This is a genomic window from Pseudomonas sp. NFACC42-2 (assembly GCF_900116055.1).
GTDB classification, from domain to species: domain Bacteria; phylum Pseudomonadota; class Gammaproteobacteria; order Pseudomonadales; family Pseudomonadaceae; genus Aquipseudomonas; species Aquipseudomonas marginalis.
Genome location: NZ_FOZO01000023.1, coordinates 39,145 through 65,368 on the forward strand (window position 1 = coordinate 39,145; position 26,224 = coordinate 65,368).

At 48.5% G+C, this 26,224-nt stretch carries 25 protein-coding genes; all 25 read left to right on the forward strand.

The window, feature by feature from the left end:
* Window positions 1-110: 110 nt before the first annotated feature.
* The 25 genes from serC (at window position 111) to BM416_RS26535 (ending at window position 26,223) form a co-directional block, all read left to right on the forward strand.
* A complete protein-coding gene (serC, locus tag BM416_RS26420) occupies window positions 111-1,196 on the forward strand; it encodes a 3-phosphoserine/phosphohydroxythreonine transaminase (RefSeq protein ID WP_065939348.1) in 1,086 nt (361 codons plus the stop codon).
* A complete protein-coding gene (gene pheA, locus BM416_RS26425) occupies window positions 1,196-2,290 on the forward strand; it encodes a prephenate dehydratase (protein WP_003172650.1) in 1,095 nt (364 codons plus the stop codon). Before serC ends, pheA begins: the two co-directional genes overlap by 1 nt.
* 9 nt (window positions 2,291-2,299) lie before the next feature.
* Window positions 2,300-3,412: a histidinol-phosphate transaminase gene (gene hisC, locus BM416_RS26430; protein WP_092489965.1), complete on the forward strand. Its 1,113-nt coding sequence runs from the start codon at window positions 2,300-2,302 to the stop codon at window positions 3,410-3,412.
* A 28-nt stretch (window positions 3,413-3,440) separates the two neighbouring features.
* Window positions 3,441-5,651, forward strand: a complete 2,211-nt coding sequence (locus BM416_RS26435) for a bifunctional prephenate dehydrogenase/3-phosphoshikimate 1-carboxyvinyltransferase (protein WP_256577593.1) — start codon at window positions 3,441-3,443, stop codon at window positions 5,649-5,651.
* On the forward strand, window positions 5,648-6,337 hold the full coding sequence (cmk, locus tag BM416_RS26440) for a (d)CMP kinase (RefSeq protein WP_092489967.1): 690 nt from the start codon (window positions 5,648-5,650) through the stop codon (window positions 6,335-6,337). The genes BM416_RS26435 and cmk overlap by 4 nt, the downstream gene beginning before the upstream one ends.
* Before the next feature lie 120 nt (window positions 6,338-6,457).
* Window positions 6,458-8,143, forward strand: a complete 1,686-nt coding sequence (gene rpsA / locus BM416_RS26445; protein ID WP_027604177.1) for a 30S ribosomal protein S1 — start codon at window positions 6,458-6,460, stop codon at window positions 8,141-8,143.
* Window positions 8,144-8,294: 151 nt separating this feature from the next.
* On the forward strand, window positions 8,295-8,579 hold the full coding sequence (locus tag BM416_RS26450) for a hypothetical protein (RefSeq protein ID WP_027604176.1): 285 nt from the start codon (window positions 8,295-8,297) through the stop codon (window positions 8,577-8,579).
* A 131-nt stretch (window positions 8,580-8,710) separates the two neighbouring features.
* Window positions 8,711-9,007, forward strand: coding sequence for an integration host factor subunit beta (gene ihfB, locus BM416_RS26455; protein WP_003218804.1), 297 nt, complete (start codon window positions 8,711-8,713; stop codon window positions 9,005-9,007).
* 21 nt (window positions 9,008-9,028) lie between these two features.
* Window positions 9,029-9,253, forward strand: a complete 225-nt coding sequence (locus BM416_RS26460) for a lipopolysaccharide assembly protein LapA domain-containing protein (RefSeq protein WP_092489968.1) — start codon at window positions 9,029-9,031, stop codon at window positions 9,251-9,253.
* A gap of 864 nt (window positions 9,254-10,117) precedes the next feature.
* The gene (locus BM416_RS26465; RefSeq protein WP_092489969.1) at window positions 10,118-11,230 is read left to right on the forward strand and encodes a DegT/DnrJ/EryC1/StrS family aminotransferase; all 1,113 of its coding nucleotides are present in this window, start codon (window positions 10,118-10,120) and stop codon (window positions 11,228-11,230) included.
* A gap of 20 nt (window positions 11,231-11,250) precedes the next feature.
* Complete coding sequence (locus tag BM416_RS26470; RefSeq protein WP_092489970.1) at window positions 11,251-12,759, forward strand: oligosaccharide flippase family protein; 1,509 nt, start codon at window positions 11,251-11,253, stop codon at window positions 12,757-12,759.
* Window positions 12,756-14,042, forward strand: a complete 1,287-nt coding sequence (locus BM416_RS26475) for an O-antigen polymerase (RefSeq protein WP_092489971.1) — start codon at window positions 12,756-12,758, stop codon at window positions 14,040-14,042. Before BM416_RS26470 ends, BM416_RS26475 begins: the two co-directional genes overlap by 4 nt.
* Entirely contained in the window at window positions 14,035-14,970 is a 936-nt protein-coding gene (locus BM416_RS26480; protein ID WP_092489972.1) for a glycosyltransferase, read from the forward strand. The genes BM416_RS26475 and BM416_RS26480 overlap by 8 nt, the downstream gene beginning before the upstream one ends.
* Window positions 14,971-15,017: 47 nt before the next feature.
* On the forward strand, window positions 15,018-15,722 hold the full coding sequence (locus tag BM416_RS30490) for an NAD-dependent epimerase/dehydratase family protein (RefSeq protein WP_139237779.1): 705 nt from the start codon (window positions 15,018-15,020) through the stop codon (window positions 15,720-15,722).
* A 9-nt stretch (window positions 15,723-15,731) separates the two neighbouring features.
* The gene (locus tag BM416_RS26485) at window positions 15,732-16,871 is read left to right on the forward strand and encodes a glycosyltransferase (RefSeq protein WP_092489973.1); all 1,140 of its coding nucleotides are present in this window, start codon (window positions 15,732-15,734) and stop codon (window positions 16,869-16,871) included.
* Between the two features lie 45 nt (window positions 16,872-16,916).
* A complete protein-coding gene (locus tag BM416_RS26490; RefSeq protein ID WP_092489974.1) occupies window positions 16,917-17,951 on the forward strand; it encodes a polysaccharide biosynthesis protein in 1,035 nt (344 codons plus the stop codon).
* A gap of 5 nt (window positions 17,952-17,956) precedes the next feature.
* Complete coding sequence (locus tag BM416_RS26495; protein WP_092489975.1) at window positions 17,957-19,069, forward strand: UDP-2-acetamido-2,6-beta-L-arabino-hexul-4-ose reductase; 1,113 nt, start codon at window positions 17,957-17,959, stop codon at window positions 19,067-19,069.
* 25 nt (window positions 19,070-19,094) lie between these two features.
* Window positions 19,095-20,225, forward strand: coding sequence for a non-hydrolyzing UDP-N-acetylglucosamine 2-epimerase (gene wecB, locus BM416_RS26500; protein WP_092489976.1), 1,131 nt, complete (start codon window positions 19,095-19,097; stop codon window positions 20,223-20,225).
* 5 nt (window positions 20,226-20,230) lie between these two features.
* Window positions 20,231-21,448 (forward strand): glycosyltransferase family 4 protein, encoded by a 1,218-nt coding sequence (locus BM416_RS26505; protein ID WP_092489977.1) that lies wholly within the window; start codon window positions 20,231-20,233, stop codon window positions 21,446-21,448.
* 199 nt (window positions 21,449-21,647) lie between these two features.
* Complete coding sequence (locus tag BM416_RS26510; protein WP_305883741.1) at window positions 21,648-22,274, forward strand: sugar transferase; 627 nt, start codon at window positions 21,648-21,650, stop codon at window positions 22,272-22,274.
* Entirely contained in the window at window positions 22,274-22,480 is a 207-nt protein-coding gene (locus BM416_RS26515; RefSeq protein ID WP_043204989.1) for an acyl carrier protein, read from the forward strand. The genes BM416_RS26510 and BM416_RS26515 overlap by 1 nt, the downstream gene beginning before the upstream one ends.
* Window positions 22,481-22,639: 159 nt before the next feature.
* Window positions 22,640-23,671 (forward strand): aromatic ring-hydroxylating oxygenase subunit alpha, encoded by a 1,032-nt coding sequence (locus BM416_RS26520; RefSeq protein WP_092489979.1) that lies wholly within the window; start codon window positions 22,640-22,642, stop codon window positions 23,669-23,671.
* A gap of 49 nt (window positions 23,672-23,720) precedes the next feature.
* On the forward strand, window positions 23,721-24,803 hold the full coding sequence (locus BM416_RS26525; RefSeq protein ID WP_092489980.1) for a ketoacyl-ACP synthase III: 1,083 nt from the start codon (window positions 23,721-23,723) through the stop codon (window positions 24,801-24,803).
* Window positions 24,803-25,561 (forward strand): SDR family NAD(P)-dependent oxidoreductase, encoded by a 759-nt coding sequence (locus BM416_RS26530; protein ID WP_175539104.1) that lies wholly within the window; start codon window positions 24,803-24,805, stop codon window positions 25,559-25,561. The genes BM416_RS26525 and BM416_RS26530 overlap by 1 nt, the downstream gene beginning before the upstream one ends.
* Window positions 25,558-26,223 carry an acetyltransferase gene (locus BM416_RS26535; RefSeq protein ID WP_092489982.1) on the forward strand — a complete coding sequence of 222 codons (666 nt, stop codon included), beginning with the start codon at window positions 25,558-25,560 and terminating at the stop codon, window positions 26,221-26,223. Before BM416_RS26530 ends, BM416_RS26535 begins: the two co-directional genes overlap by 4 nt.
* Window position 26,224 lies beyond the last annotated feature (1 nt).

Consider the following 26,224-nt stretch of genomic DNA (forward strand, 5'->3'; position numbering starts at 1 on the left):
GCGGACACACAGGGGGCGGATGAAGATTCGCCCCCTTGTTGTTTGTCCCTTATGAAAGTATTGAAACCCGATTTATTGCACCACCCCACCAGATCAGAGTGAGATTGGATGTGAGCAAGAGAGCCTATAACTTCTGTGCCGGTCCCGCGGCGCTTCCTGAAGCAGTCCTGCAGCGTGCGCAGGGTGAACTCCTCGACTGGCATGGAAAAGGCCTCTCCGTGATGGAAATGAGCCATCGCAGCGATGAGTTCGTGTCCATTGCCACCAAGGCCGAGCAGGATCTGCGCGACTTGCTCGACATTCCATCCAACTACAAAGTGCTGTTCCTGCAAGGCGGCGCGAGCCAGCAGTTCGCCCAGATCCCGCTGAACCTGCTGCCGGAAGACGGCACGGCCGACTACATCGACACCGGCATCTGGGGGCAGAAGGCCATTGAAGAGGCCTCGCGCTACGGTCATGTCAATGTGGCCGGCACCGCCAAGCCCTACGACTACTTCGCCATTCCCGGTCAGAACGAATGGAAGCTGTCCAAGGATGCGGCCTACGTGCACTACGTCGCGAACGAAACCATTGGCGGCCTGGAGTTCGACTGGGTGCCGGAAGTCGGCGACGTTCCGCTGGTGTGCGACATGTCCTCGGACATCCTCTCGCGGCCTATCGATGTGTCGCGCTACGGCATGATCTACGCCGGTGCGCAGAAGAACATCGGCCCGAGCGGCATCCTGGTCAATATCGTCCGTGAGGACCTACTGGGTCGCGCCCGTTCGCTGTGCCCGACCATGCTCAACTACAAGGTCGCGGCCGACAACGGCTCGATGTACAACACCCCGCCGGCCTTCGCCTGGTACCTGTCGGGCCTGGTGTTCGAGTGGCTGAAGGAGCAGGGCGGCGTGGCTGCCATGGGCAAGCTCAACGAAGAGAAGAAGCGCACCCTGTACGACTTCATCGACGCCAGTGGCCTGTACAGCAACCCCATCAACCTCACCGACCGCTCCTGGATGAACGTGCCGTTCCGCCTGGCCGATGACCGCCTGGACAAGCCATTCCTGGCCGGTGCCGACGCCCGTGGCCTGCTGAACCTCAAGGGGCACCGTTCGGTAGGCGGCATGCGCGCCTCCATCTACAACGCTGTCGACATCCATGCGATCAACGCGCTGGTTGCCTACATGGCAGAGTTCGAAAAGGAACACGGCTAATGTCTGAACAAGAACTCAAGGCCCTGCGTGTACGCATTGACAGCCTGGACGAGAAAGTCCTGGAGCTGATCAGTGAGCGTGCGCGCTGCGCCCAGGAAGTGGCACGGGTGAAGATGGCGTCCCTGGCGGAGGGCGAAGTGCCGGTGTTCTACCGGCCGGAGCGTGAAGCCCAGGTGCTCAAGCGCGTCATGGAGCGTAACAAGGGCCCGCTGGGCAACGAAGAGATGGCGCGGTTGTTCCGTGAAATCATGTCGTCGTGCCTGGCGCTCGAGCAGCCGCTGAAAGTGGCCTACCTCGGCCCGGAAGGCACCTTCACCCAGGCGGCGGCCATGAAGCACTTCGGCCACGCGGTGATCAGCAAGCCGATGGCGGCCATCGACGAGGTGTTCCGTGAAGTGGCGGCCGGCGCGGTGAACTTTGGCGTGGTACCGGTGGAAAACTCCACCGAAGGCGCGGTCAACCACACGCTGGACAGCTTCCTTGAGCACGACATGGTGATCTGCGGCGAAGTCGAGCTGCGCATCCACCATCACCTGTTGGTGGGTGAGAACACCAAGACCGACAGCATCAGCCGCATCTATTCCCACGCCCAGTCCCTGGCCCAGTGCCGCAAGTGGCTGGATGCGCATTACCCGAATGTGGAGCGCGTGGCGGTGTCCAGCAACGCCGAAGCGGCCAAGCGGGTCAAGGGTGAATGGAATTCGGCGGCGATCGCCGGTGATATGGCGGCAGGCCTGTATGGCCTGACGCGCCTGGCCGAGAAAATCGAGGATCGCCCGGACAACTCCACGCGTTTCCTGATGATCGGCAGCCAGGAAGTGCCGCCGACCGGCGACGACAAGACTTCGATCATCGTCTCCATGAGCAACAAGCCCGGCGCGCTGCATGAGCTGCTGGTGCCGTTCCACGACAACGGGATTGACCTGACGCGCATCGAGACGCGTCCTTCGCGCAGCGGTAAATGGACTTACGTGTTCTTTATCGACTTTATCGGCCACCACCGCGATCCGCTGGTCAAGGGCGTGCTGGAGAAGATCAGTCAGGAAGCCGTGGCACTCAAGGTGCTGGGCTCTTACCCGAAAGCGGTTTTGTGAGGCTTTAACATGAGTGGCAACTTCCTCGTCCTGGCCCAGCCGGGCGTGCAACAACTGTCGCCTTACGTTCCGGGCAAGCCTGTGGACGAGCTGGCGCGTGAGTTGAACCTGGATCCTTCCAAAATCGTCAAGCTGGCGAGTAACGAGAACCCACTGGGCCCAAGCCCCAAGGTATTGGCGGCGATTCGCGAAGAATTGGCCGAGCTGACCCGTTACCCGGACGGCAATGGCTTCGCCCTCAAGTCCCTGTTGGCAGAAACATGCCGGGTCGAGCTGAACCAGGTCACCCTGGGCAACGGTTCCAATGACATCCTCGAGCTGGTCGGGCGTGCCTACCTGGCGCCGGGCCTGAACGCCGTGTTCAGCGAGCACGCGTTTGCGGTCTACCCGATCGTCACCCAGGCGGTCGGTGCCGACGCCCGTGTGATTCCTGCCAAGGACTGGGGTCATGACCTGCCGGCCATGCTGACCGCCATCGACGCCCAGACCCGCGTCGTGTTTATCGCCAACCCGAACAACCCGACCGGCACCTGGTTCGATGCACGGGCGCTTAACGACTTCCTGCAGGACGTGCCTGAGCATGTACTGGTGGTGTTGGACGAGGCCTACATCGAGTACGCCGAAGGCAGCGACCTGCCGGACGGCCTGGATTTCCTGGCGGCCTACCCGAACCTGCTGGTGTCGCGCACCTTCTCCAAGGCTTATGGCCTGGCGTCGCTGCGGGTCGGCTATGGCCTGTCGACTGCGGTGGTTGCCGATGTACTGAACCGCGTACGCCAGCCGTTCAACGTCAACAGCCTCGCCCTGGCGGCAGCCTGTGCGGCGGTGAAGGATACCGAGTACCTGGAAGAAGGTCGCCGCATCAACGCAAGCGGCATGTTGCAGTTGCAGGATGGCTTCCGTGCGTTGGGCCTGGGCTGGATTCCCTCCAAGGGCAACTTCATCTGTGTCGACCTTGGTCAAGTGGCTGCCCCGGTATTCCAGGGGCTGCTGCGCGAAGGTGTGATCGTGCGGCCGGTGGCCAACTACGGCATGCCGAACCACCTGCGGATCACCATCGGCTTGCCGGCTGAAAACAGCCGCTTCCTGGAGGCGCTGGCCAAGGTCCTGGCTCGTGGTTGATGTCACTGCATTGCAACCTGCCGTGCCTATGATCGGTCGCCTGGTGGTGGTCGGCCTGGGCTTGATCGGTGGCTCCTTCGCCAAAGGCCTGCGCGAAAGCGGGCTGTGCGGCGAAGTAGTCGGTGTGGACCTGGACCCGCAATCGCGCAAGCTGGCGGTGGAGTTGGGTGTGGTGGATCGCTGCGAGGCGGACCTGGCGCTGGCGTGTCAGGGAGCTGACGTCATCCAGCTCGCTGTGCCGATCCTGGCCATGGAGAAACTGCTGGCGGTATTGGCCGGCATGGACCTGGGCCAGGCGATCCTGACGGACGTCGGCAGTGCCAAGGGCAATGTGGTGCGGGCCGCGCAGCAGGCCTTTGGTGGCATGCCGTCGCGCTTTGTGCCGGGCCATCCGATTGCCGGCTCCGAGCAGAGCGGGGTGGAGGCGTCCAATGCGCAGCTGTTCCGCCGCCATAAAGTGATCCTGACGCCGCTGGAACAAACCGATCCGGCCGCGCTGGCGGTGGTGGATCGTCTCTGGCGTGAGCTGGGGGCGGATGTGGAACATATGCAGGTCGAGCGCCACGACGAAGTGCTGGCGGCGACCAGCCATTTGCCCCATCTGTTGGCATTCGGCCTGGTGGACTCCCTGGCCAAGCGCAACGAAAACCTCGAGATTTTCCGTTACGCCGCCGGTGGCTTCCGCGATTTCACGCGGATTGCCGGCAGCGATCCGGTGATGTGGCACGACATCTTTCTCGCCAATCGCGAAGCGGTGTTGCGCACCCTGGACACCTTCCGCAGTGACCTCGACGCGTTGCGCGACGCGGTCGATGCCGGGGATGGCCATCAATTATTGGGCGTGTTCACCCGTGCGCGGGTGGCGCGTGAGCATTTCAGCAAGATCCTGGCTCGCCGGGCCTATATGGAAACCGCTGTGAACGCCGATGACCTGACCTTCCTCGCCAACCCGGGCGGCCGCTTGAGCGGGCGTATCCGGGTGCCGGGTGACAAGTCGATCTCCCATCGCTCGATCATGCTCGGCTCGTTGGCCGAGGGCGTGACGGAGGTGGAAGGGTTCCTTGAGGGTGAAGACGCCCTGGCGACCCTGCAGGCGTTTCGCGACATGGGCGTGGTGATTGAAGGGCCGCACCATGGGCGCGTGACCATTCATGGTGTGGGCTTGCACGGCTTGAAGCCGGCGCCGGGGCCGATCTACCTGGGCAATTCCGGTACGTCCATGCGCCTGCTGTCCGGTTTGTTGGCGGCACAACGCTTTGACAGCGTGTTGACCGGCGATGCTTCCCTGTCCAAGCGCCCGATGAACCGCGTGGCCAAGCCATTGCGGGACATGGGTGCGGTGATCGAGACCGGGCCGGAAGGGCGTCCGCCGCTGACCATTCGTGGCGGCCAGGCGCTCAAAGGCATGAGCTATGTAATGCCGATGGCCAGTGCCCAGGTCAAATCGTGCCTGTTGCTGGCGGGGCTGTATGCCGAAGGTCAAACTGCGGTGACCGAGCCTGCGCCGACCCGTGACCATACCGAGCGTATGTTGCGCGGTTTTGGTTACCCGGTTGCGGTGGAAGGCGCTACCGCATCGGTGGAATCGGGTCATGTACTGACGGCTGCCCATATTGAAGTGCCGGGGGACATCTCCTCTTCGGCATTCTTCCTGGTGGCGGCTTCGATTGCCGCGGGCTCCGAGTTATTGCTGGAGCATGTCGGCGTCAACCCGACCCGCACCGGGGTGATCGATATCCTGCGGTTGATGGGGGCCGATATCACCTTGGAAAACCCGCGCGAAGTGGGTGGCGAGCCTGTCGCTGACCTGCGGGTGCGGGCAGCTGTATTGAAGGGTATCGAGATTCCAGAAGCGCTGGTGCCCCTGGCTATTGATGAATTCCCGGTGTTGTTCGTCGCGGCCGCCTGCGCTGAAGGCCGGACCATTTTGCGGGGCGCCGAAGAGTTGCGTGTTAAGGAGTCCGACCGTATCCAGGTCATGGCCGACGGTCTGCAGGTGTTGGGGGTGAAGTGTGAACCGACCGCCGATGGGATTATCATTGACGGTGGCCTGATGGGTGGTGGTGAAGTCCATGCCCATGGCGATCACCGGATTGCCATGGCCTTCAGTGTGGCTTCCTTGCGGGCGGCTGCGCCGATTCGTATCCATGACTGCGCCAATGTTGCTACGTCTTTTCCGAACTTTCTTACACTGTGTGCCCAAGTCGGCATCCGTGTTGCCCAAGAGGCTCAATTGTGAATATCAAAGCACCGGTGATTACCATCGACGGGCCAAGCGGCTCGGGCAAAGGCACGATCGCCGGCATCCTGGCCAAGCGCCTGGGCTGGTGCCTGCTGGATTCCGGCGCGTTGTACCGCCTGCTGGCGTTTGCCGCACGCAACCATGGCGTCGACCTGACCAACGAAGAATCCCTGAAACTGCTGGCTGCGCACCTCGATGTGCAGTTCGTCGGCGCGATGGAAGGTCATCCCCAGCGCATCATCCTGGAAGGGGACGATGTGACCGATGATCTGCGTAACGAGCAGGTCGGCTCCTGGGCCTCCCAGGTTGCCGCGCTGCCGGCGGTGCGTGATGCGCTGTTGCAGCGTCAGCGGGCTTTCCAGGAGCCGCCTGGGCTGGTGGCCGATGGCCGCGACATGGGCACGGTGGTGTTTCCCGAGGCGCCGCTGAAGATTTTCCTGACCGCCAGCGCCGAGGAGCGGGCTCGCCGCCGCTACTTGCAGTTGAAGGGCAAAGTCGATGGTGTTAGTCTGTCGAGTCTGCTAGATGAGATCCGTGCACGCGATGAGCGTGATACCCAGCGCGCAGTAGCCCCGCTCAAGCCGGCGGCTGATGCCATACAGCTGGATTCCACGGAGTTGTCCATCGAGCAGGTGCTGGAACGCATCTTGAGTGAAATCGCCATTCGCGATATCGCCGGGTGATCAAGAAGGCCGCAGGGGACCAGTCATAGTCCTGCGGTGGCTTCTTTTAACTGAAACTGACCCACACCGTCTGGGGTGTGGAGATGGGCGTATTCTTCGCCCTTATCAACAGGAATTAAAATGAGCGAAAGCTTTGCGGAACTCTTTGAAGAAAGCCTAAAAACCCTGAACCTTCAGGCAGGCTCCATCATCACCGGTGTTATCGTTGATATCGATTACCAAGCTCGCTGGGTAACCGTTCACGCTGGTCTGAAGTCTGAAGCTCTGATCCCGCTGGAACAGTTCTACAACGATGCTGGTGATCTGACAATCAATGTCGGTGACGAAGTTCACGTTGCTCTGGACTCGGTTGAAGACGGTTTCGGTGAAACCAAGCTGTCCCGTGAAAAAGCCAAGCGCGCTGAATGCTGGATTGTTCTCGAAGCAGCCTTCGCAGCTGAAGAAGTGGTCAAGGGCGTTATCAACGGTAAGGTTAAAGGCGGCTTCACTGTCGACGTTAACGGCATCCGTGCGTTCCTGCCAGGTTCTTTGGTCGACGTTCGTCCTGTGCGCGACACCACGCACCTGGAAGGCAAAGAACTCGAATTCAAGGTCATCAAACTCGACCAGAAGCGCAACAACGTTGTCGTTTCCCGTCGCAGCGTCCTGGAAGCAGAGAACTCCGCCGAGCGTGAAGCTCTGCTGGAATCCCTGCAGGAAGGCCAACAAGTCAAAGGTATCGTCAAGAACCTCACCGATTACGGCGCATTCGTCGATCTGGGTGGCGTCGATGGCCTGCTGCACATTACCGACATGGCTTGGAAGCGTATCAAGCATCCTTCCGAAATCGTCAATGTTGGCGACGAGATCGATGTCAAGGTTCTGAAATACGATCGCGAGCGCAACCGTGTTTCCCTGGGCCTGAAGCAACTGGGTGAAGATCCATGGGTCGCTATCAAAGCCCGTTACCCAGAAAGCACTCGCGTCACCGCACGTGTTACCAACCTGACCGACTACGGCTGCTTCGCTGAGCTGGAAGAAGGCGTTGAAGGCCTGGTACACGTTTCCGAAATGGACTGGACCAACAAGAACATCCACCCTTCGAAAGTCGTACAAGTCGGCGACGAAGTGGAAGTCATGGTCCTGGACATCGACGAAGAGCGTCGTCGTATCTCCCTGGGCATCAAGCAGTGCAAATCTAACCCATGGGAAGATTTCTCTGGCCAGTTCAACAAGGGCGATAAAATCTCCGGCACCATCAAGTCGATCACCGATTTCGGTATCTTCATTGGTCTGGACGGCGGCATCGACGGCCTGGTTCACCTGTCCGACATCTCCTGGAACGAAGTTGGCGAAGAAGCTGTTCGTCGTTTCAAGAAGGGCGACGAGCTGGACACCGTTATCCTGTCGGTTGACCCAGAGCGCGAGCGCATCTCCCTGGGTATCAAGCAACTGGAAAGCGATCCGTTCTCCGAGTACGTTCAAGAGAACGACAAAGGCGCAATCGTTAAAGGCACTGTGAAAGAAGTTGACGCCAAAGGCGCCATCATCGTTCTGGCCGACGATATCGAAGCGACTCTGAAAGCCTCCGAAATCAGCCGTGACCGCGTTGAAGACGCGCGCAACGTTCTGAAAGAAGGCCAGGAAGTAGAAGCCAAGATCATCAGCGTCGATCGCAAGAGCCGCGTGATCCAACTCTCCATCAAGTCGAAAGACGAAGTGGAAGAGAAAGAAGCCATCCAGAGCCTGAAATCGGCTCCGGAAGCTGCAACAGGCGAGACCACCATGGCCTCCCTGCTGCGCGAAGCAATGGCTAAACAGAACTAAGTTCTGTAAGGCTGTTAAAAAGGGCGACTTCGGTCGCCCTTTTTTGTGCCTGAAATTCGCTGAATCAACACGCAAGAACCAAGGCAGACGCCTTGGTGTCAGAGCTGAATAGAGTATTGATAAAGGCGCTCCCGTGTTTTTAAGGATTTCGATGAACAGGCTTATCGTGGTGTTCGCAGTGGTAATGCTTGCAGGCTGTTCCGTTACCAGCGCCAAAACTCACGCGAGGCGCGGTGTCAGCGGCATTGAGGTCGATTGCTCGGGGTTGGGCAACAACTGGGATAAGTGCGAGAAACGCGCCGCCCGCGAATGCAGGATGCAGGGCTATAAGGTCATCACCAGGTCCAGCGACGCCAAGGACGAAGAGGGTGATTACTTGTTCGGTTGGAACCCTGCAGGAGCGGTCACTCGTACCATGCTCGTGATCTGCAATTGAGAGTGTGGGTCGCTTATGGCGGGTGTTATTCAAACGGCAGATAAGTTGGTAGATGGGCTGTTCAAATTCATCAAGTCATGCTAAAACCTTCGAAGCGCTTTTCCTAGCTGCTTGAAAAAGAAGGGAAAAATATGACGAAGTCGGAGTTGATCGAACGAATTGTCACCCATCAAGGGCTGCTTTCATCCAAGGATGTGGAGCTGGCTATCAAGACCATGCTTGAACAGATGTCGCAGTGCCTGGCTACCGGGGATCGGATTGAGATTCGTGGGTTTGGGAGTTTTTCCCTGCACTACCGCGCGCCAAGGGTAGGGCGGAATCCTAAGACTGGGCAGTCGGTGAGCCTGGATGGGAAATTTGTGCCTCATTTCAAGCCGGGGAAGGAATTGCGGGATCGGGTGAATGAGGATGAGGAGGAGGGGGTTTGAGCATATTTAGGAGGATGTTCCATGCTAGGAGTTAAGCGTGTTGTGCTTGTTCTGATCGTTTTGGCTACCGCGTTGAGTGTTCTGTTTTTTGTGCTAGAGAATCAACGGAGCGTTGCAGTGTCCTTTTTGGGGTGGACGACGGTGCAGTTGCCCGTATCAGTGCTCATCATAGGTGCACTGATTGTTGGTCTGTGCGTTGGTCCAGCTTTGGCATCTATATTCCAAGGACGTACTGTTAAACGTTGATAGTGAGTAATGAGTGTTTTTCCTCTCTGAGTATGAACTACTTGTTGCTGCTTTAAGAAGATAATAGTGGACTTGATGGGACACGAGAGCTTTAATTCTTGGCTGGTAGATTAGGTTATCCTCCAGGATAATAATGAATGCTCTAGAGCCCGATAATCTTCCCTTTTGACCCTGTCGGGGAAGGGGGCGGTTATCCGTGGATTCTGTGGGAGCGGGTGACGCCATTAGCTTTTGTGGAAGTTGGCTCGAAATTTACATTCGGTATGTGCCGATTTTCTTGGCTGGGTAGCTCTTTCTAAGCCTTGCATCTTTTCCCCCCCCCTTCTGTGCATTGCTCGAGTCCCTCGGCATGATTCGCTCCCCCCTCCCCTGCTATCGAGCAGCAAGGATTGATTCTATCCAACTGATCTGTATTTTGCTTTTCAGTATTCTGTCGGATACACCTTGAGCAGGCAGTGTATAGCGTCAAAGGCATGGACGACGAGGCTCTGGGTAAGGCTAGGCGTCAGAAGCTTCCGATTTTCGAAAATGCTTATTTTCAGCTGTCGTAGCGGTGATGCCTCTCACGCCGCTCCATCGATATTGCCCGTGTGTTGCATGCAATGAGGGCATGTTCAACCAACTATCTACAGATGAGATCTAAACCGGTATTATTGCTGGCGGTTCTTTGCGGGGGAAGGATGGCTCCGTCTAGAAAGGAGCTGTAAAGAAATGGACAAGATTTTGGAGGAATGAGGGTTAGGAAGTGGTTATGGCAAATGTTCATATGCTATTAAAATACACATTGATGAAATAATAATTTCAAAAGTATTGTTGAAAATTAATAGCGCAGTTTCCAATTTTTCTTGTGTTTAAGGAGGTACTTTGAAAAATAAGCCTATATATGTAACTCAACCATCGTTGCCTTTACTTGCAGAGTTCAATCCTTATCTAGAGAGGATTTGGAGCAGTAAAATTCTGACAAATGGCGGAGAGATGCATCAAGCGTTGGAGCGAGAGTTGTGTAAATATTTAGGTGTGGAAAATATATCTCTATTCAATAATGGTACCATCGCTTTATTAACGGCGCTTCAAGCATTAGACATAAAAGGGGAGGTTATTACCACGCCTTATTCCTTCGTGGCTACAGCTCACTCTTTGCTTTGGAATGGTATTACTCCGGTTTTCGTTGATATTGACCCCATTAGCATGAATATGAATCCTCAGAAAATCAGAGCTGCAATAACATCGGAGACAACTGCGATAATGCCTGTGCATTGTTATGGGCATGCATGCGATGTGGATACTATAGAAGCTATCGCTGATGAATACGGCCTTAAGGTTATTTATGATGCAGCGCATGCTTTTGCTGTTAGAGATAAGGACGGAAAAAGCCTGTTGCGGCGTGGAGATTTAAGTGTATTAAGCTTTCATGCTACAAAAGTTTTCAATACATTCGAGGGCGGTGCAATTGTTAGCGGGAACAAAGAGGTAAAGAAAAAGATTGATCAGCTCAAAAATTTTGGTTTTGTTGATGAGGTTACAGTAGTAGCTCCAGGCATTAACGGGAAAATGAGTGAGATTAATGCAGCATTTGGATTGCTCCAAATGAAGACGATTGATACTGTTTTGAATAAAAGAAAAGACGTTGCGGAGTATTATCGTGGCCAACTGTCAGATGTAAAAGGGATAAAGTTGACAGAGGATATTTTTTTTGAACGATCTAATAATTCGTACTTTCCAATTTTAGTCACTGACGAATTTCCTGTGTCGCGTGACGAGTTGTACGAGCGATTTAAAGAGGTAAATATATTTAGTCGGCGCTATTTTTATCCGTTGATTAGCGCCTTTCCGATGTACAAAAAATTGACGTCATCTTCATCTGATAATTTGCCGGTTGCAAATATAATTGCAGCGCAAGTGCTTTGCTTACCAATTCATACGGAGCTTACGATAGATGACCTCCGTAGAGTTATAACAGTTATAAAGGCATTTTAGTCTTAGTTTTGGGTGGCTAAGTGTCCATTAAAAAAAATGTGCTTGCAAACTACGTAAGCCAAATATACACGACTCTCGCTGGCATTCTCATGCTGCCTCTGTATCTCAAATATATGGGCGCGGAAACATACGGATTGCTGGGTTTTTTCACGATGCTTCAGGCATGGTTTAACCTGCTTGATTTGGGATTGACACCTACAATAAGTCGAGAGGCTGCCCGACTGAAAGCAGATGCTACGCGTGCATTAGAATTCAGGCGTTTATTTAGGTCTCTCAGTGTTATTTTTTTAGGAGCGGCAGTAATTGGCGGAGGTGGAATTTTCTTATTGGCTCCTTATATATCCAATAAGTGGTTAAATGCGGAAGTTCTTTCCAATGGGCAGGTAGAGTTTGCTGTCCAAATTATGGGTGTATGTGTCGCATTACGTTGGATGGGGGGGATTTACAGGGGGGTCATAAGTGGAGTGGAGCAGCAAGTTTGGTTAGGGCTGCTTAATTTAATCATTACGACGTTGCGGTTCATAATTGTATTTCCGGTAATGTGGTACTTTGGTTTTACGGCAAAAGTATTTTTTGTTTACCAGTTATGTGTAGCTATGCTCGAGCTTATATTGCTGTGGAATAAGTCAAGAGTTATTTTGTGTCGTTTTAAGCTTACTATGGGCGCTATAGGATGGTCTATAAAGCCAATTAAGTCCGTTTTAAAGTTTTCAATGACTATAGCCTTCACTTCTTCAGTTTGGGTTTTTGCTACTCAGACAGATAAATTGTTATTATCGAAGTTACTAACATTGAATGAGTATGGTTTTTTCTCCTTAGCTGTTTTGGTTGCAAGTACTGTAATGGTGATCAGTGGGCCAATCAGCTCGGCTATTATGCCTAGAATGGCAAATCTTTACTCACAAAATAAGAAAGCCGAGGTTATTGATCTATATCGTAAGTCAACGCAACTAGTGAGTCTCTTTGCAGGCGCTTTGACGTTGACTCTACTTTGCGCTGGGGACCATCTGCTTTACGCGTGGACTGGTGGAGTGACACTGAAGGATGATACTGCACTGATAATGAAATTGTACGCCTTAGGAAATGGAATCTTGGCGATCGGTGCTTTTCCATATTACTTACAATATGCCAAAGGAGACTTGAAATACCACTTGGTGGGTAACTTGATTATGATTACTATTACGTTGCCAGCTACCTACTTCGCTACAATATTTTACGGCGCCACAGGCGCTGGGTTCACTTGGTTGATTATTAACCTATCATTTTTAATATTTTGGGTTGCTTACGTACACGGAAAGATCTCCCCCGGATTACACATGGACTGGCTAATTAAGGACGTATTGAGAGTGCTGTTTCCAGGTGTGGTGATTTCTTTGCTTATAGTTATTATCGATGTAAAAGTTGCTGGAGTGTTTTATAACTTGCTTTATGTTGCTTGCGCGGCATTGATAGTTATATTGTCTATGTCTGTGTTCGCCATGTTTGTCTATAAGTTGTCTATATTTGATGAGCTGAAGAGGTTTAGATGATCTTTATTCCAGTGTTGGTGGTGGGGTGGTTGCTAGTTGTATATCAGTTGGTAAATAAACTAAAAGTAGGTGTGGTGAGCTATTTGATATTTATTTATTTTTGTTCTTTATTTTGTTCTGCTATTCTCTATTTTTGTTTCGGCTATGATGAAAGGTACATGTTGCAATTAGAGCCTTTGATCTATTTTTCAATAAGCTTAAGTCTTTTATTGTTAGGTTTTTTTCGATTTAGGGATTTTCGCTTTAAGGTGATAGTTTTGAATAATATAAAGACTATAAAGTTCATAGAGTGGGCAATTGTGCCTTTCACTTTTGGGGCGATAGTGTTTTTTTTATCTCATGCACTGACGATGCTGAGCGGGGATATTGAAGCTAACCGGAATGCTGTAGCAGCAGGGCAAGTCAACTATTTGAGTGAGATGGGTCTAATAAATTCTATATTTTCTTTAGTATCAAATTTGTTTGTGTTAAATATGTTGTTCGCGTTTTTAAATTTGACAGAGGCGTACCCCGGTGCAAGTGTCTATAGGTCGCTTGTGCACCTAGTCTTGAGTACCGTTTATATTTTTTATATCATGGCTTATGTAGGCCGAGACGGAGTTGTCTTTTGGTTTATGTCTTTATGTTTTTTTTATTTGCTGTTTCGAGGTTTTATCGTCAATAGAAAATTGAAATTTCTGAAAAGGATGGCCATGATGTTGACGATACCTGCATTTATAATATTCATGGTTATCTCAGCTCAGCGCTTTGGTGGTGATAATCGAGGCGGCATCTTGATAGCATTGCTGGATTACGCAGGGCAGCAAGTACTTAACTTTAATGACCACTATCTTGTTAATCCGCCCTTGGCTAATGGGGCTATATCGTTTGCGCCGTTGGTGTCCCTTAGCTCCTATCTCTTTGGAGCAGATTCGATTCCTTTTAATAAGGAAGCATGGAATAAGGTGTTTTTAGATGAAGGTGTCGCTCCATGGGTGTTTACTACTCTTATCGGTTCGTTCATGTATGACTTTGGCAGAATAGGTGGTTTAATCGTAATTTCTCTATTGAGTTGTTTAGTGTGTTGGGTGCTACGTGATATAAAAAAGCATGGAGTAATAAAGTTTTCAGATTTAATCTTGTTTATTTTGTTGTTTCAGGTTTCATCGTGGGGTGTGTTTTATTATCGGCAGTATTCATCATTTTTTTATATATTGAGCCTGTTGTTGATGGTGGCAGTTTACAAGTTTTCAGGGAGAACTCGCCGTGTGTTTATTCGAAAGCTGGATGATCTGAATGAGTAGCCCGGTAGTAAGTGTTATTTGTTGTACGTACAATCAGCGGTCATTCATTGCCGAAGCGATTGAGTCTTTCTTGGCGCAAAAGATAAATGTGCCTTTTGAGATAATAGTTCATGATGACGCTTCGACTGACGGTACTCGTGAAATACTTTCCTTTTACGCAGGTCGTTATCCAGGATTGATACGAGTAATACAACAGCCCAAGAATATATACTCTACTGGTAAAAGAGTTTTTGATGTTGCGTTATCATACGCTAAAGGTGCATATATAGCCCCGTGCGAGGGAGATGATTTCTGGAATGATCCGTTAAAGCTGCAGAAGCAACTAACGTTCCTTGAAATGAACAGTGACTACGGTGCAGTGTTCACAGATTCTAATGTTTTAGTTCAAGAAACACAGTTTGTTTTTCACGCTCATGATGCTTCCAGAGGCGTAATTCCTCCAGTCGGGGATGTGAAAGCAAGTTTAGTTCTGGGTAATCAATATAAGTCTTGCACTGTACTCTTGAGGTCCGAAGCGCTAAAGGGATATAGCGTAGATGCAGATTTTCTAAAGGCAAAAATGCTCGACTATATTATATGGTTGCATATTGCAGGCAGCTACAAAATCGGCTATATAAAAGACAGCACTGCTACTTATAGGGTTCTTCAACGAAGTGCTTCGCACTTCGTAATGCACGATGGAAAAGTCGACTTTGAAAAAAGTGCCTACAAAGTTTCAGTATTTTTCAATAAGCGCTTTGGTGGCGTTGTTGAGCGAGAAGAGCTAAAATCTGCGTATGCGCACAACATGTTCATCTACTCTTTAAGAAAGAGGGAGTTTAGACATGCGATAGGATATTTTCGCTGCAGCTGGCCATTCATGGCGATGGCTGTGGGAGTCGTGAAACGACAGACGATAGCGCTGATGCGTAAATGGCGACAGCCGTAAGCTGTCTTTTATTTTTTTAACGGGCTAATTTTTACAAGTGTTTATCAATGAATAAAATAATCGGCAGTGGATTGATTAGTAAGCATATGGTCAATCTAAGTACGGATTCTGACTGCTTGATTATTGGCGCGGGCGTTTCTAATTCAAATGAAACAAGAGTTTCAGAATTCGCACGCGAGGCCGAGCTGATTGAGTCAGTGATCACTGCCAACAACACGCTTCGTGTAGTCTACTTCTCAACTTGCAGTGTTAATCAGGAAAATAGAACTCCTTACATTAACCATAAGCTTGCAATGGAAAATATAGTTTCGTCACTTGCGAGCGAGTGGTGCGTCTATCGGCTTCCTCAAGTTGTGGGACTGGTTAATAATACGACGTTAATCAGTTATTTCGTAAGGTCCGTGCTGCACCAAGTACCTATGACGGTTCAAGCCAATGCGTACAGATATCTGATAGATATAGAGGATGTCGTACGTGTTTGTGGGTTGTTGCTCAACTCAGATACAGGGATTAACACAATTCAAAGTATTTCCCCATCTCACGCTACATCTGTTGTTACGATAGTTGAACGCATCTCTCTTCTGCTTGGAAAACGCGCTGAGTACGAATTGGTTAAGTCCGGTGAATCATATGAAGTTGATTTGCACGCGCTAATGCAGTCTATTGGTTGCGGGGACAAGATTTTTGCTGAGTCTTACTGGTGTGGAGTGCTCGATAAATATATTCCACTGCTGAGAAACCTTTCATGCTAAAGGCTTTGTATGATCACTGAGCAAAGAAAGCAGGTCTTAATTAATTGTTCTAATTTACACGTGGGCGGAGCGGTTGCTGTTGCAACATCGTTTATTAATCGCGTGAGTGTTAAGCAGTCATTAGATTTTGACGTCTCGATTTTAGTCTCCACCAACGTTATGAAGAATCTCTTGGAGCTTGGCGTAAATCTGTCTGCTTTTAAAAAAGTAACAGTCGCGGATTTTATAGGAATCAAAGCGCTATGGGGGGGATTGAGCCAGAATATTTCAGGATATGATCTGGTGTTTACAGTGTTCGGTCCCGCTTACTCTATGAAAAAAATTAATAAACATATTGTTGGCTTTGCGCAGCCATCAATTATATATCCTGAAAGTCGGGCATTTTACAAGGTATCAGTTATAAGACGAGTATTGATGCGCCTGAAGTTTAGGGCTCAGAGGTTTTTCTTTGCTAAAGCAGACTCTTTTGTGGTTGAGCTGGAGCATGTAAAGTTGGGACTGCAGAGGATATCGGGTTTTCATAGAAAAAAAATTACTGTGATCAACAGTGCTGTTGATTCAGTTTTTAGTCAGCCTGATCGCTGGGTTTCAATTAATAGTGGAATGGAACAATCACCTGCAATAAAATTGGGACTGATATCACGGAATTATGTCCACAAGAATCTTGATTTATTGCCATACATAAAAATCGCGTTGAAAAAAAAACACGGTATTGATGCGGATATTTATGTAACGTTTTCTCCAGAAGAATGGGGCGCATGTTCCGATTTTTTTAAAAAAAACATTAATAACGTCGGCTCATTAACATTGGCGCAATGCCCAACTTTTTACTGTTCATTAGATGGCGTTGTCTTTCCAAGTCTCTTAGAGTGCTTTTCAGCTGTGCCTATAGAAAGTATGCTCATGGGTAAACCATTGTTTGCTTCGGATTTTTCCTTCATTAAAGATTGTTGTAAAGACTTTGCCAATTATTTTGTGCCGGAAGATGCTCACTCTGCAGCTGCGGCGATTGCTAATTACTTCGCTAAATCTCCAGATGAACAAGAACGTTTTATCCATAACGCAAAGATTTTTGTAAGCTCATATCCATCTGCTACGGATAGGGCGGACTCTTACCTGGGTTTGATACAACGTGAATTGCACGATTAATATTAATTTAGGAATCACGTTGAATAAGAAAATTTGAGGTCTATTATGTTTGAAAATAAAATTTTGCTATTGACTGGCGGTACAGGTTCTTTTGGTAACGCTGTGCTTAACCGGTTTTTGAAAACTGACATTTCTGAAATTAGAGTTTTCAGTCGTGATGAGAAAAAGCAAGATGATATGCGGAAAAAATATAATAATAAAAAGCTAAAGTTCTATATAGGAGATGTTCGCGATCTACAAAGCGTAACAAGTGCGATGAGAGGTGTCGATTATGTCTTTCATGCAGCGGCGCTTAAGCAGGTGCCGTCTTGCGAGTTTCACCCTATGGAAGCAGTCAAGACCAATATCCTTGGAACTGATAATGTCTTGGAAGCAGCGATCTTAAATAAAATTCAGCGGGTGGTCTGTCTTAGTACCGATAAAGCTGTGTATCCGATTAATGCGATGGGAATCTCCAAAGCCATGATGGAAAAAGTCATGGTCGCGAAGTCTAGAACCGTAGACGAATCCCAAACTGTTATTTGTGGAACTCGTTACGGTAATGTCATGGCCTCTCGTGGTTCCGTAATTCCATTGTTTGTTGAGCAAATAAGGAATGGCAAGCCACTGTCTATTACTGATCCCGCTATGACGCGTTTTATGATGACACTAGAAGATGCTGTGGATTTGGTTCTCTATGCATTTGAGCATGGCAGCAATGGCGATTTATTTGTGCAAAAAGCGCCCGCAGCGACAGTAGAAACTCTTGCGATTGCCTTATGCTCGTTGTTAGGTGTTCAGAATCATCCGATTCAAGTGATAGGCACACGGCACGGCGAGAAGCTGTATGAGGCGCTTTTGAGCCGAGAGGAGATGGCCTGTGCTGACGACATGGGAGATTATTATCGTATTCCGCCTGATCTCCGTGATTTGAACTACAGTAAATTTGTTGAGGTGGGAGAGGAGAAGATCTCACATATGGAAGATTATAATTCCCACAACACTGTGCGCTTGGACATTGCCGGCATGAAAGCACTGCTTCTTAAGCTTAAGTTTATGCAAGCCATTCAGAAAGGCGAAAAAGCAGATCCAGAGGAATAACGAGTATGAAAGTTCTAATTACTGGCGCAGACGGATTTTTGGGGCGTAATCTCATAAGTCGTTTGAATGAACTTGCCGAAATGGAGGTTATTAAGTTTTGTAAAGGTGACAACTTTTCGGACTTGGTTTCGCATGCGCCCCAATTGGATTTTATTTTTCATCTTGCAGGCGTCAATCGCCCCCAGAATATTAGCGAGTTTACGGTCGGTAATATAGAATTAACCTGCTCATTATGTGAGTTAGTAGCTAATTCAGGGCGCTCCATTCCCATATTATTCACCTCCTCGACGCAAGCAGGAATGGATAATGCTTATGGCATAAGCAAGCTTAAGGCAGAAAAGACGTTAGAAGCACACGCTCAGCTGATAGGTGCGCCGGTACTAATGTATCGATTGCCAAATGTTTTTGGAAAATGGTCGCGGCCCAACTATAATTCGGTAGTTTCCACGTTTTGTTATAATGTAGCTCGCGATATACCTATTACCGTCAATAATGCGCTATCAATTGTTGATCTAGTATACGTGGATGATGTCATAGATAGTTTTATTTTTAATATGACCGCAAACGTTTCCGGTTTTAATCGATTGAGTGCTACTCCCACGTATCAAGTCACGGTTGGCGGATTGGCCGAGCAGATTAAGGAGTTCAGGTTGTCACGAGAGACTCTGGTAACCGAAAGGGTTGGAACCGGCTTGGCGCGTGCTCTTTACTCAACCTATTTAAGCTTTATTCCGAAAGAAGACTTTGCTTATCCTGTAAAAAAATATGAGGATCCGAGGGGCGTCTTTGTTGAAATGCTAAAAACTAAAGACTCCGGCCAGTTTTCATATTTTACCGCCTACCCTGGTGTTACTCGGGGTGGACATTATCATCATACAAAGACTGAAAAATTTCTTGTTGTAAAGGGTAATGCATGCTTCCGTTTTCGAAACATAGTTACTAATGAGTATTGCGAGATTTTCACCGAAGGTGCTATACCCCAAATAGTCGAGACTGTTCCTGGCTGGACGCATGACATAACGAATGTCGGAATCGACGAAATGGTGGTGTTGCTTTGGGCTAACGAGATTTTTGATCGAGCACGTCCAGATACATTTCAATCAGATATTGCTCATTGAATATATATTGCAGTAAGAGGCTAAAATGAAAAAATTAAAAGTTGTTACTGTAGTTGGCACTCGCCCCGAGATTATTCGTCTTTCGCGTGTCATGTCATGTCTTGATGCATATTGTGAGCATATCCTGGTACATACGGGACAAAATTATGATTATGAGCTGAATCAGATTTTTTTCGATGATTTAGGAATTCGTAAACCCGACTATTTTTTAAATGCAGCTGGTGAGAATGGCGCTGAGACTATTGGCAATGTAATCATAACGGTTGACCGCGTGTTAGCAGAAATTTTACCTGATGCGCTACTTGTATTGGGAGATACAAATAGCTGCATGGCTGTGATTTCTGCCAAGCGCCGAAAGATTCCCACTTTTCATATGGAGGCAGGGAATCGCTGTTTTGATATGAGAGTTCCCGAAGAGATAAATCGTCGAATTGTTGATCACACGGCCGATGTGAATCTTACCTATAGTGCTATCGCCAGAGACTATCTGTTGAAAGAAGGTCTTTCTCCGGACTTAGTTGTAAAAACGGGCAGCCCGATGTATGAAGTTCTTAACTATTATAAGAATGATATTTTAGGGTCCAATATCTTGGAGCTGCTAAGTCTCGAGTCCGGAAAATTTTTCACGGTCAGTGCTCATCGAGAAGAGAATATCGACTCGGACAAAAACTTCCTAAAGCTTGTCGACGTACTTAATCAAGTTGCGGAGGTCTACGATTATCCGGTAATCGTGTCTACGCACCCACGAACCCAAAAACGTGTAGACGCTTTGGGCGTGCTGTTTCATCGGAATGTACGGCTTCTAAAACCTTTGGGTTTTATGAGCTATAACAAACTTCAAATCGAGTCGAAGGCTGTGCTTTCTGATAGTGGAACGATAAATGAAGAGTCGTCCATTCTCAATTTTCCGGCATTGAATCTGCGCGAGGCGCATGAGCGTCCGGAGGGAATGGAGGAGGCCTCAGTTATGATGGTTGGATTAGAGGTAGAGCGAGTAATGCAAGCGCTCGATATCTTGCAAAATCAGGGACGCGGCGAGGCGCGAACTTTGAGGCTTGTGGGAGATTACAGCATGCCTAATGTCTCAGAAAAAGTTGTTCGAATCATTCATAGCTATCGAGATTATGTAATGCGTACGGTTTGGAAAAGGTATTGAGTAGAATGGCTATTCGTGTGTTGCTAATGACTCAATGGTTCGATCCGGAACCGACATTCAAAGGACTTGTTTTTGCTCGAGCGCTAGTCGAAAAGGGGTTTGATGTGGAGGTCATTACAGGATTTCCAAATTATCCAGGCGGCAAAGTTTATCCTGGATATAAGCTTAAAATTCTTCAGAAGGAGCAGATAGATGGTGTGAGTTTGGTGAGGGTGCCTCTATATCCGAGTCATGATAAGAGTAGATTCGGTAGAGTTTTAAACTATGTTAGCTTTTCTATCTCCTTAATCCTGTATGGTCTGTTCTCAAAAAAGCCGGATGTCATATATTCTTATCATCCCCCTCTGACTGTTGGGGTTGCTTCTGCTGTGGTCGGTTTTTTTAGGCGTGTACCTGTGGTAAACGATATTCAGGATATGTGGCCGGATACGCTGAGTTCGACTGGCATGGTCTCTAATCGACGTGTCCTTTTCATGGTTGGAAAAGTGTGTGATTGGGTATACCGGCGGGCTGCGAAAATTGTGGTGTTATCACCAGGGTTCAAAAAATTACTAATTGAGCGCGGTGTGCCAACTGAAAAAATCTCAGTTATTTACAACTGGTGTGCTGAAGGCGCGATTGGAGATGCCCAAAATGTCGATCAAACTGTTATGAAGTCAAGTGACAAATTTCGTATACTTTTTGCTGGTAATATGGGCCGGGCGCAGGCATTAGATATTGTTCTGTCAGCCGCGAAGATTTTGGAAGTTAAGGCGCCAGAAATTGAATTTGTGTTTTTGGGGGGGGGGCTTGAAGTCGAGAATCTCAAAAAGTTAGCAAAAAAACTTGGGCTTAATAATGTCGATTTTCTACCTCCGGTGCCAATGAGTGCAGTTGGTAGCTATTTACGTTCGGCTGATGCATTATTGGTTCATCTTAAGAGAGATGATTTATTTAAGATTACAATTCCGTCTAAGACGCAGGCGTATATGGCTTCCGGACGACCTTTACTCATGGCGGTTGATGGTGATGCTGCTGAGTTAGTTGCCAAGAGTGGTAGCGGTGTTGTTGCTAATTCGGGCGATGCGAATTCTATATCCGAAGCTGCAGTTGAATTATTTAATGCTACTGATGACGAACGCAGAATTATGTCGGAAAATGGTTTGTTGTACTATAATGAAAATCTCTCTCTGCAATGTGGTGTAGAGAAGTTTGCGTTAATATTTAAATCTTTAGCTCTGTGATAGGCTTTATAAGGTTGTGTTGGGTATATATGTTTATGAACTATTTTATAATGAAAACTCATAATGTGTACAGCAGGCTATGATTTTGCTAAATCCCCCTGGTTAGGTTTTCCTGGGGGTGTTGACGAACAGCGTTTCGATTTCGTTAGCGAAACCACAAGCTTAGTGCCGGGCGCAGTGGATGATAAGGAATTGTGCTTTGAAACGAATTTTTGATATAGTTTTTTCTTTTTTAGGGTTAATTGTATTTTTCCCTGCATTGGTCATTCTCTCAGTTATGATTCGTCTGAAATTGGGCAGTCCGATATTTTTCACCCAAGAGCGTCCGGGGTTGGGCGGTAAGCCTTTCAAAATGATCAAATTTCGTACAATGAGAGACGCCGTAGATAGTGATGGAATTCCTCTCCCTGATGGTGAGCGAATGACAGCATTTGGCAGCATGCTTAGGTCTAGTAGCTTGGACGAGCTCCCTGAGCTGTGGAACGTTTTGAAGGGGGAAATGAGTCTGGTTGGTCCGCGCCCTCTGCTGATGCAGTACCTGCCTTTGTATTCGGTTGAGCAAAATCGACGCCACGAGGTAAGACCGGGTGTTACGGGGTGGGCGCAGATAAACGGACGTAATTCTGTCAGCTGGGATGAGAAATTTAAGCTTGATACGTGGTATGTTGACAATAAATCTATGCTGTTGGACATAAAGATAATCATATCTACGGTAAAAAAAGTACTTGTGAGGGACGGTATCTCCCAAGAAAACAACGCAACGATGGCACCGTTTATGGGCGAAAAAGTTGCGGATCAGGCAATATGTAATGATAGGAGAGAGTAATGAGTGACACTATTTTGCGACTGATTGAAGAGTCGATGGAAGCGGACGAAAATACGATTGCTATCGGTCAGTCATTGGACTGGGATTCGATTGCAGTTGTGACTTTTATGGCTTTAGTAGACGAGCGTCTGGGAAAAACTCTATCGGCTGATCGACTGAATAAATGTGAAACCGTAGAGCAAGTCGTAGAACTCGTTGCGGCTTAATAGTCTACGTTAATGGTTTTGAACATCGTAAGCGCTCAGCTGGATCTACAGCTGGGCATTTGCTTTTTATGGTTATTGTAAAAAAGTGATGCCCCGATGAGGGGTATTTGGCAGCTTTGTAAGTTTGTGACCTTGCTGCGCTAGAAGGGTGTGTTTAATATGAGTTTTTTGGATTCTACCAAGATATCAGGAGGTTTAGTCAGGTCATACTGGCATCCTGTCGCGCACAAGTCCGAGCTTTCTAACGATAGAGATTTTGTCCGTTTTGATGTGGCTGATTTTGAAGTTGTCATTATTAATGATAAAGGTAGCTTTGTCGCATTTGATAACCTGTGTCCTCATCGAGGCGCGCGCTTTTTTACCGAAGACTTCGGCAATAAATTCGTTAAATGTCTTTATCATGGTTGGAGTTATTCCCGAGGTAAGGTTAATGTCGCGGGGGTGAAAATGTTTCAAGGGTGTAATATTGAACAAGTTTCACTCAACCAGTTTAGTTTAGATGTATGTGGTGATTTTCTATTTTTTGCCATTGAGCCTCGGGTTACATTGCAAGAACAGTTGGGCCCTGAAGTTTCTGCTATTCTTAGTAAAATCGGCAGTGATATCGATTCTCGGGCTGATTTTAACCGGTATCCATTTAAATGCGATTGGACAATCGCACTTGAAAATGCTTTGGAGCCTTATCATATTCCGCTCATTCACACGGATACATTGGCATCGCTTCAATTAGGTGTTGGTGTAAACGAGTTTTATGGTGAAAACTCTATTTGGTACTCTCCGATTGAGAGCGAAAAAGTCGCACGGCGACTAAAAGGCTTGAGTCGATTTTACGCTACAACAGATGCTTATGAGGGGTACATGAGTATCTTTATATTCCCTTTTTCGATGATCTCTTCCACATTTGGCTACTCATATTCAGTTCAGAACTTTTTCCCATCTGCCTCTGCGGAGTCGACGTATTTTACGAGTCGACTTTATCCCGCTCGAAATAGTGATCCTCGTTATAGAGAGATGACAGCTGGCTTCGTACAGTCAAGTGCCGAAGTGAACAGGAAGATATTTGATGAGGATCATGGGATTTGCCAGCGTATCCCAAGCAAATCGTGGTCTACCTCTGCTCCGAAATTTGTAAGTGTGCTCGAACAAAAGCTACTGCATTTTCGTAAATCTTGTGCGTATTGGAATAAGTAATCAGGCTAACTCGGAATAAGTCTGCTGTTTTTTGAATTAGGAGGGTTCGATGACGTCCAACAATAAGGTTCGATTAGTCAGAAATGTCCGTGTTAAAGGGATAGCCTCAGCCGTGCCTCAAGGAGTCAAAGAGGTTTCATCTCTGTACGACACCTTCGGGGTTGAAAGTATTGATAAAATTATCGCTAGTACTGGAGTCGAGCGTCGCCATGTAGTCTCGAGCGAATGTTCTTCTGATCTTTGTCTAGCAGCAGCAGAGCGGCTAATTGCCGATATGAGTATTGATAAGAATTCTATTGATACTCTCATATTTGTGTCACAAACTCACGATTACACCTTGCCTGCGACAGCGTGTGTGCTGCAGGAGCGGCTAGGCCTCTCGATGCATGTCGCGGCGTTTGATGTAGCTATGGGATGTTCGGGTTATGTCTATGGACTTTGGACTGCGGCATCTTTGCTATCCGGTGGTGGGAGTAAACGCGCTCTTCTATTGGTGGGCGATACCATTAGTAGAGTAACGTCTCCTGTCGACCGTGCTGTCGCAGCTTTATTTGGAGATGCGGGTACCGCCACTATCCTCGATTTTGAAGAGGGGGCTCCTGATATGCATTTTGTTTTGGGTACTGACGGTCGCGGAGCTCCAAATCTTGTGATTCCTTCTGGGGGATTCAGGGATCGAGATGGAACTTCCACGTCGACGAGTGAAGAGGGCGTTCGTGGCCCATATGACCTTTATATGAATGGCGCTGAGATTTTTGCATTTACACTCGCGCGGGTTCCAGCATTGGTTAACGCGTTACATGACGTTGATCTTGGCAGTGCCAAAATTATTGATAAGTATGTTTTTCATCAAGCCAATCGTTTTATGCTTGACCATCTTGTAAAAAGAATGAAGTTGGATCGTGAAAAAGTTGTGCTTGATATAAAAAATGTTGGAAACACAAGTTGTGCATCCATCCCATTGGCTATTACATTGGACCAACGTGACAATGATGCGACTGTTTCAGGCAGATTTATGCTTGCAGGCTTTGGAGTAGGTTATTCGTGGGCTGGATGTGTTGCGGAATTCGATAACGTCTGGGTCAGCCCTTTGACGGTAACACTAGGTTCTGCAGGCGAGGCCATGTCGTGATAAAAACCAATCCTTTTTCTCTAGCCGATAAACACATACTCGTCACTGGGGCGTCGTCAGGGATAGGCCGTGAGGTGGCTGTCTGGATAAGCAAGCAGGGAGCTACGGTTACCCTGGCTGCCCGAGATACTTCTCGTCTTGAATCAACATTGGCTATGATGGATGGTAGTGGGCATAAAGTAGAGGTTATCGATTTCCTAGATGGTACTGATTGCTCACAGTGGCTCAAATCCATGGCAAAAGTTTCCTCGCCGTTTGATGGATTGGTTCATGCGGCAGGTGTACAAATGCCTATGCCAATACGCGCTACGAGTGTTGCTCACTGGGAAAAAATCATGGCGACTAACGTAACCTCTGGTTTTTCGCTAATTAAAGCATTCCGGCAGAAAGGGGTGTGTAACCTAGATTCAAGCATTGTTCTTATCTCCTCTGTCATGGCGCAAGCTGGCGAGTCTGCTCTTCTGGGATATTGCGCAAGCAAAGGCGCTGTTGAGTCTATGGTCCGTGCTGCCGCTGTAGAGCTGGCTCGTGAGCGTATTCGCGTTAATGCAATTGCACCAGGAGTTGTGCAGACCGAACTGGTCGATACTTTGCAAGGCCTAGTGGGAGCTGACGCGATGAAAGTAATCGAACAACGACACCCTCTAGGGTTTGGCCAGGCACAAGACGTAGCTTATGCAGCTAACTATTTGTTGTCGCCCGCTGCTCGCTGGGTGACGGGTACTGCTTTAGTTGTTGACGGAGGCTACCTAGCATGACGCGTGTCAAAAAACTAGTGATCTTGGGGGCTGGTGGCTTTGGGCGTGAGGTTCATGCGTGGCTATTGGACTCGATACGCAGTGGTACTTGTAAGCCTACGGACGGGGTTGTTTGGGAAATCGCTGGTTTCATTGATGATTTTAGTAATGCGCCTGATATTTTTCCTAGTCTGCCACCTATCTTATCAAAGATCGATGAGTATGAACCGGAACCGGATAGTTATGTGGTATGTGCGATTGCTGATCCCGCAGCCAAAAAAATGCTGGCAAATAAGCTGCTCTTAAAGGGAGCAAAGTTTTTCTCCCTAGTCCATCCAAGTGTGGTGGTTGGAACTAACGTAACAATTGGAAAAGGCGCAGTCATTTGTCCGTTTACTGTACTGTCTAGTGATTTGGTGGTTGGTGACTTTGTGACCATAAACTCGGGATGTACTATCGGCCACGATAGCTCAATAGCCGACTATTGCACGTTGAGCGGTCATTGCGATATTACTGGGGGCGCCAAGTTACAAGAGGGGGCGTTCCTCGGGTCACACGCTGTGATTATTCCTAAGGTAACTGTGGGGGAATATGCAGTAGTCGGCGCTGGAAGTGTAGTCATTCGTAAGGTAGGTCCGGGCGTAACGGTGTTCGGTGTTCCAGCCAAGCGCATATCGGGTTAAA

Coding starts and splice junctions, on each gene's coding strand:
- pheA (WP_003172650.1), top strand. CDS start 1,196: ATGTCTGAACAAGAACTCAAGGCCCTGCGTGTACGCATTGACAGCCTG.
- hisC (WP_092489965.1), top strand. CDS start 2,300: ATGAGTGGCAACTTCCTCGTCCTGGCCCAGCCGGGCGTGCAACAACTG.
- BM416_RS26435 (WP_256577593.1), top strand. CDS start 3,441: ATGATCGGTCGCCTGGTGGTGGTCGGCCTGGGCTTGATCGGTGGCTCC.
- rpsA (WP_027604177.1), top strand. CDS start 6,458: ATGAGCGAAAGCTTTGCGGAACTCTTTGAAGAAAGCCTAAAAACCCTG.
- BM416_RS26450 (WP_027604176.1), top strand. CDS start 8,295: ATGAACAGGCTTATCGTGGTGTTCGCAGTGGTAATGCTTGCAGGCTGT.
- ihfB (WP_003218804.1), top strand. CDS start 8,711: ATGACGAAGTCGGAGTTGATCGAACGAATTGTCACCCATCAAGGGCTG.
- BM416_RS26460 (WP_092489968.1), top strand. CDS start 9,029: ATGCTAGGAGTTAAGCGTGTTGTGCTTGTTCTGATCGTTTTGGCTACC.
- BM416_RS26475 (WP_092489971.1), top strand. CDS start 12,756: ATGATCTTTATTCCAGTGTTGGTGGTGGGGTGGTTGCTAGTTGTATAT.
- BM416_RS26480 (WP_092489972.1), top strand. CDS start 14,035: ATGAGTAGCCCGGTAGTAAGTGTTATTTGTTGTACGTACAATCAGCGG.
- BM416_RS30490 (WP_139237779.1), top strand. CDS start 15,018: ATGAATAAAATAATCGGCAGTGGATTGATTAGTAAGCATATGGTCAAT.
- BM416_RS26485 (WP_092489973.1), top strand. CDS start 15,732: ATGATCACTGAGCAAAGAAAGCAGGTCTTAATTAATTGTTCTAATTTA.
- BM416_RS26490 (WP_092489974.1), top strand. CDS start 16,917: ATGTTTGAAAATAAAATTTTGCTATTGACTGGCGGTACAGGTTCTTTT.
- BM416_RS26495 (WP_092489975.1), top strand. CDS start 17,957: ATGAAAGTTCTAATTACTGGCGCAGACGGATTTTTGGGGCGTAATCTC.
- wecB (WP_092489976.1), top strand. CDS start 19,095: ATGAAAAAATTAAAAGTTGTTACTGTAGTTGGCACTCGCCCCGAGATT.
- BM416_RS26505 (WP_092489977.1), top strand. CDS start 20,231: ATGGCTATTCGTGTGTTGCTAATGACTCAATGGTTCGATCCGGAACCG.
- BM416_RS26515 (WP_043204989.1), top strand. CDS start 22,274: ATGAGTGACACTATTTTGCGACTGATTGAAGAGTCGATGGAAGCGGAC.
- BM416_RS26520 (WP_092489979.1), top strand. CDS start 22,640: ATGAGTTTTTTGGATTCTACCAAGATATCAGGAGGTTTAGTCAGGTCA.
- BM416_RS26525 (WP_092489980.1), top strand. CDS start 23,721: ATGACGTCCAACAATAAGGTTCGATTAGTCAGAAATGTCCGTGTTAAA.
- BM416_RS26535 (WP_092489982.1), top strand. CDS start 25,558: ATGACGCGTGTCAAAAAACTAGTGATCTTGGGGGCTGGTGGCTTTGGG.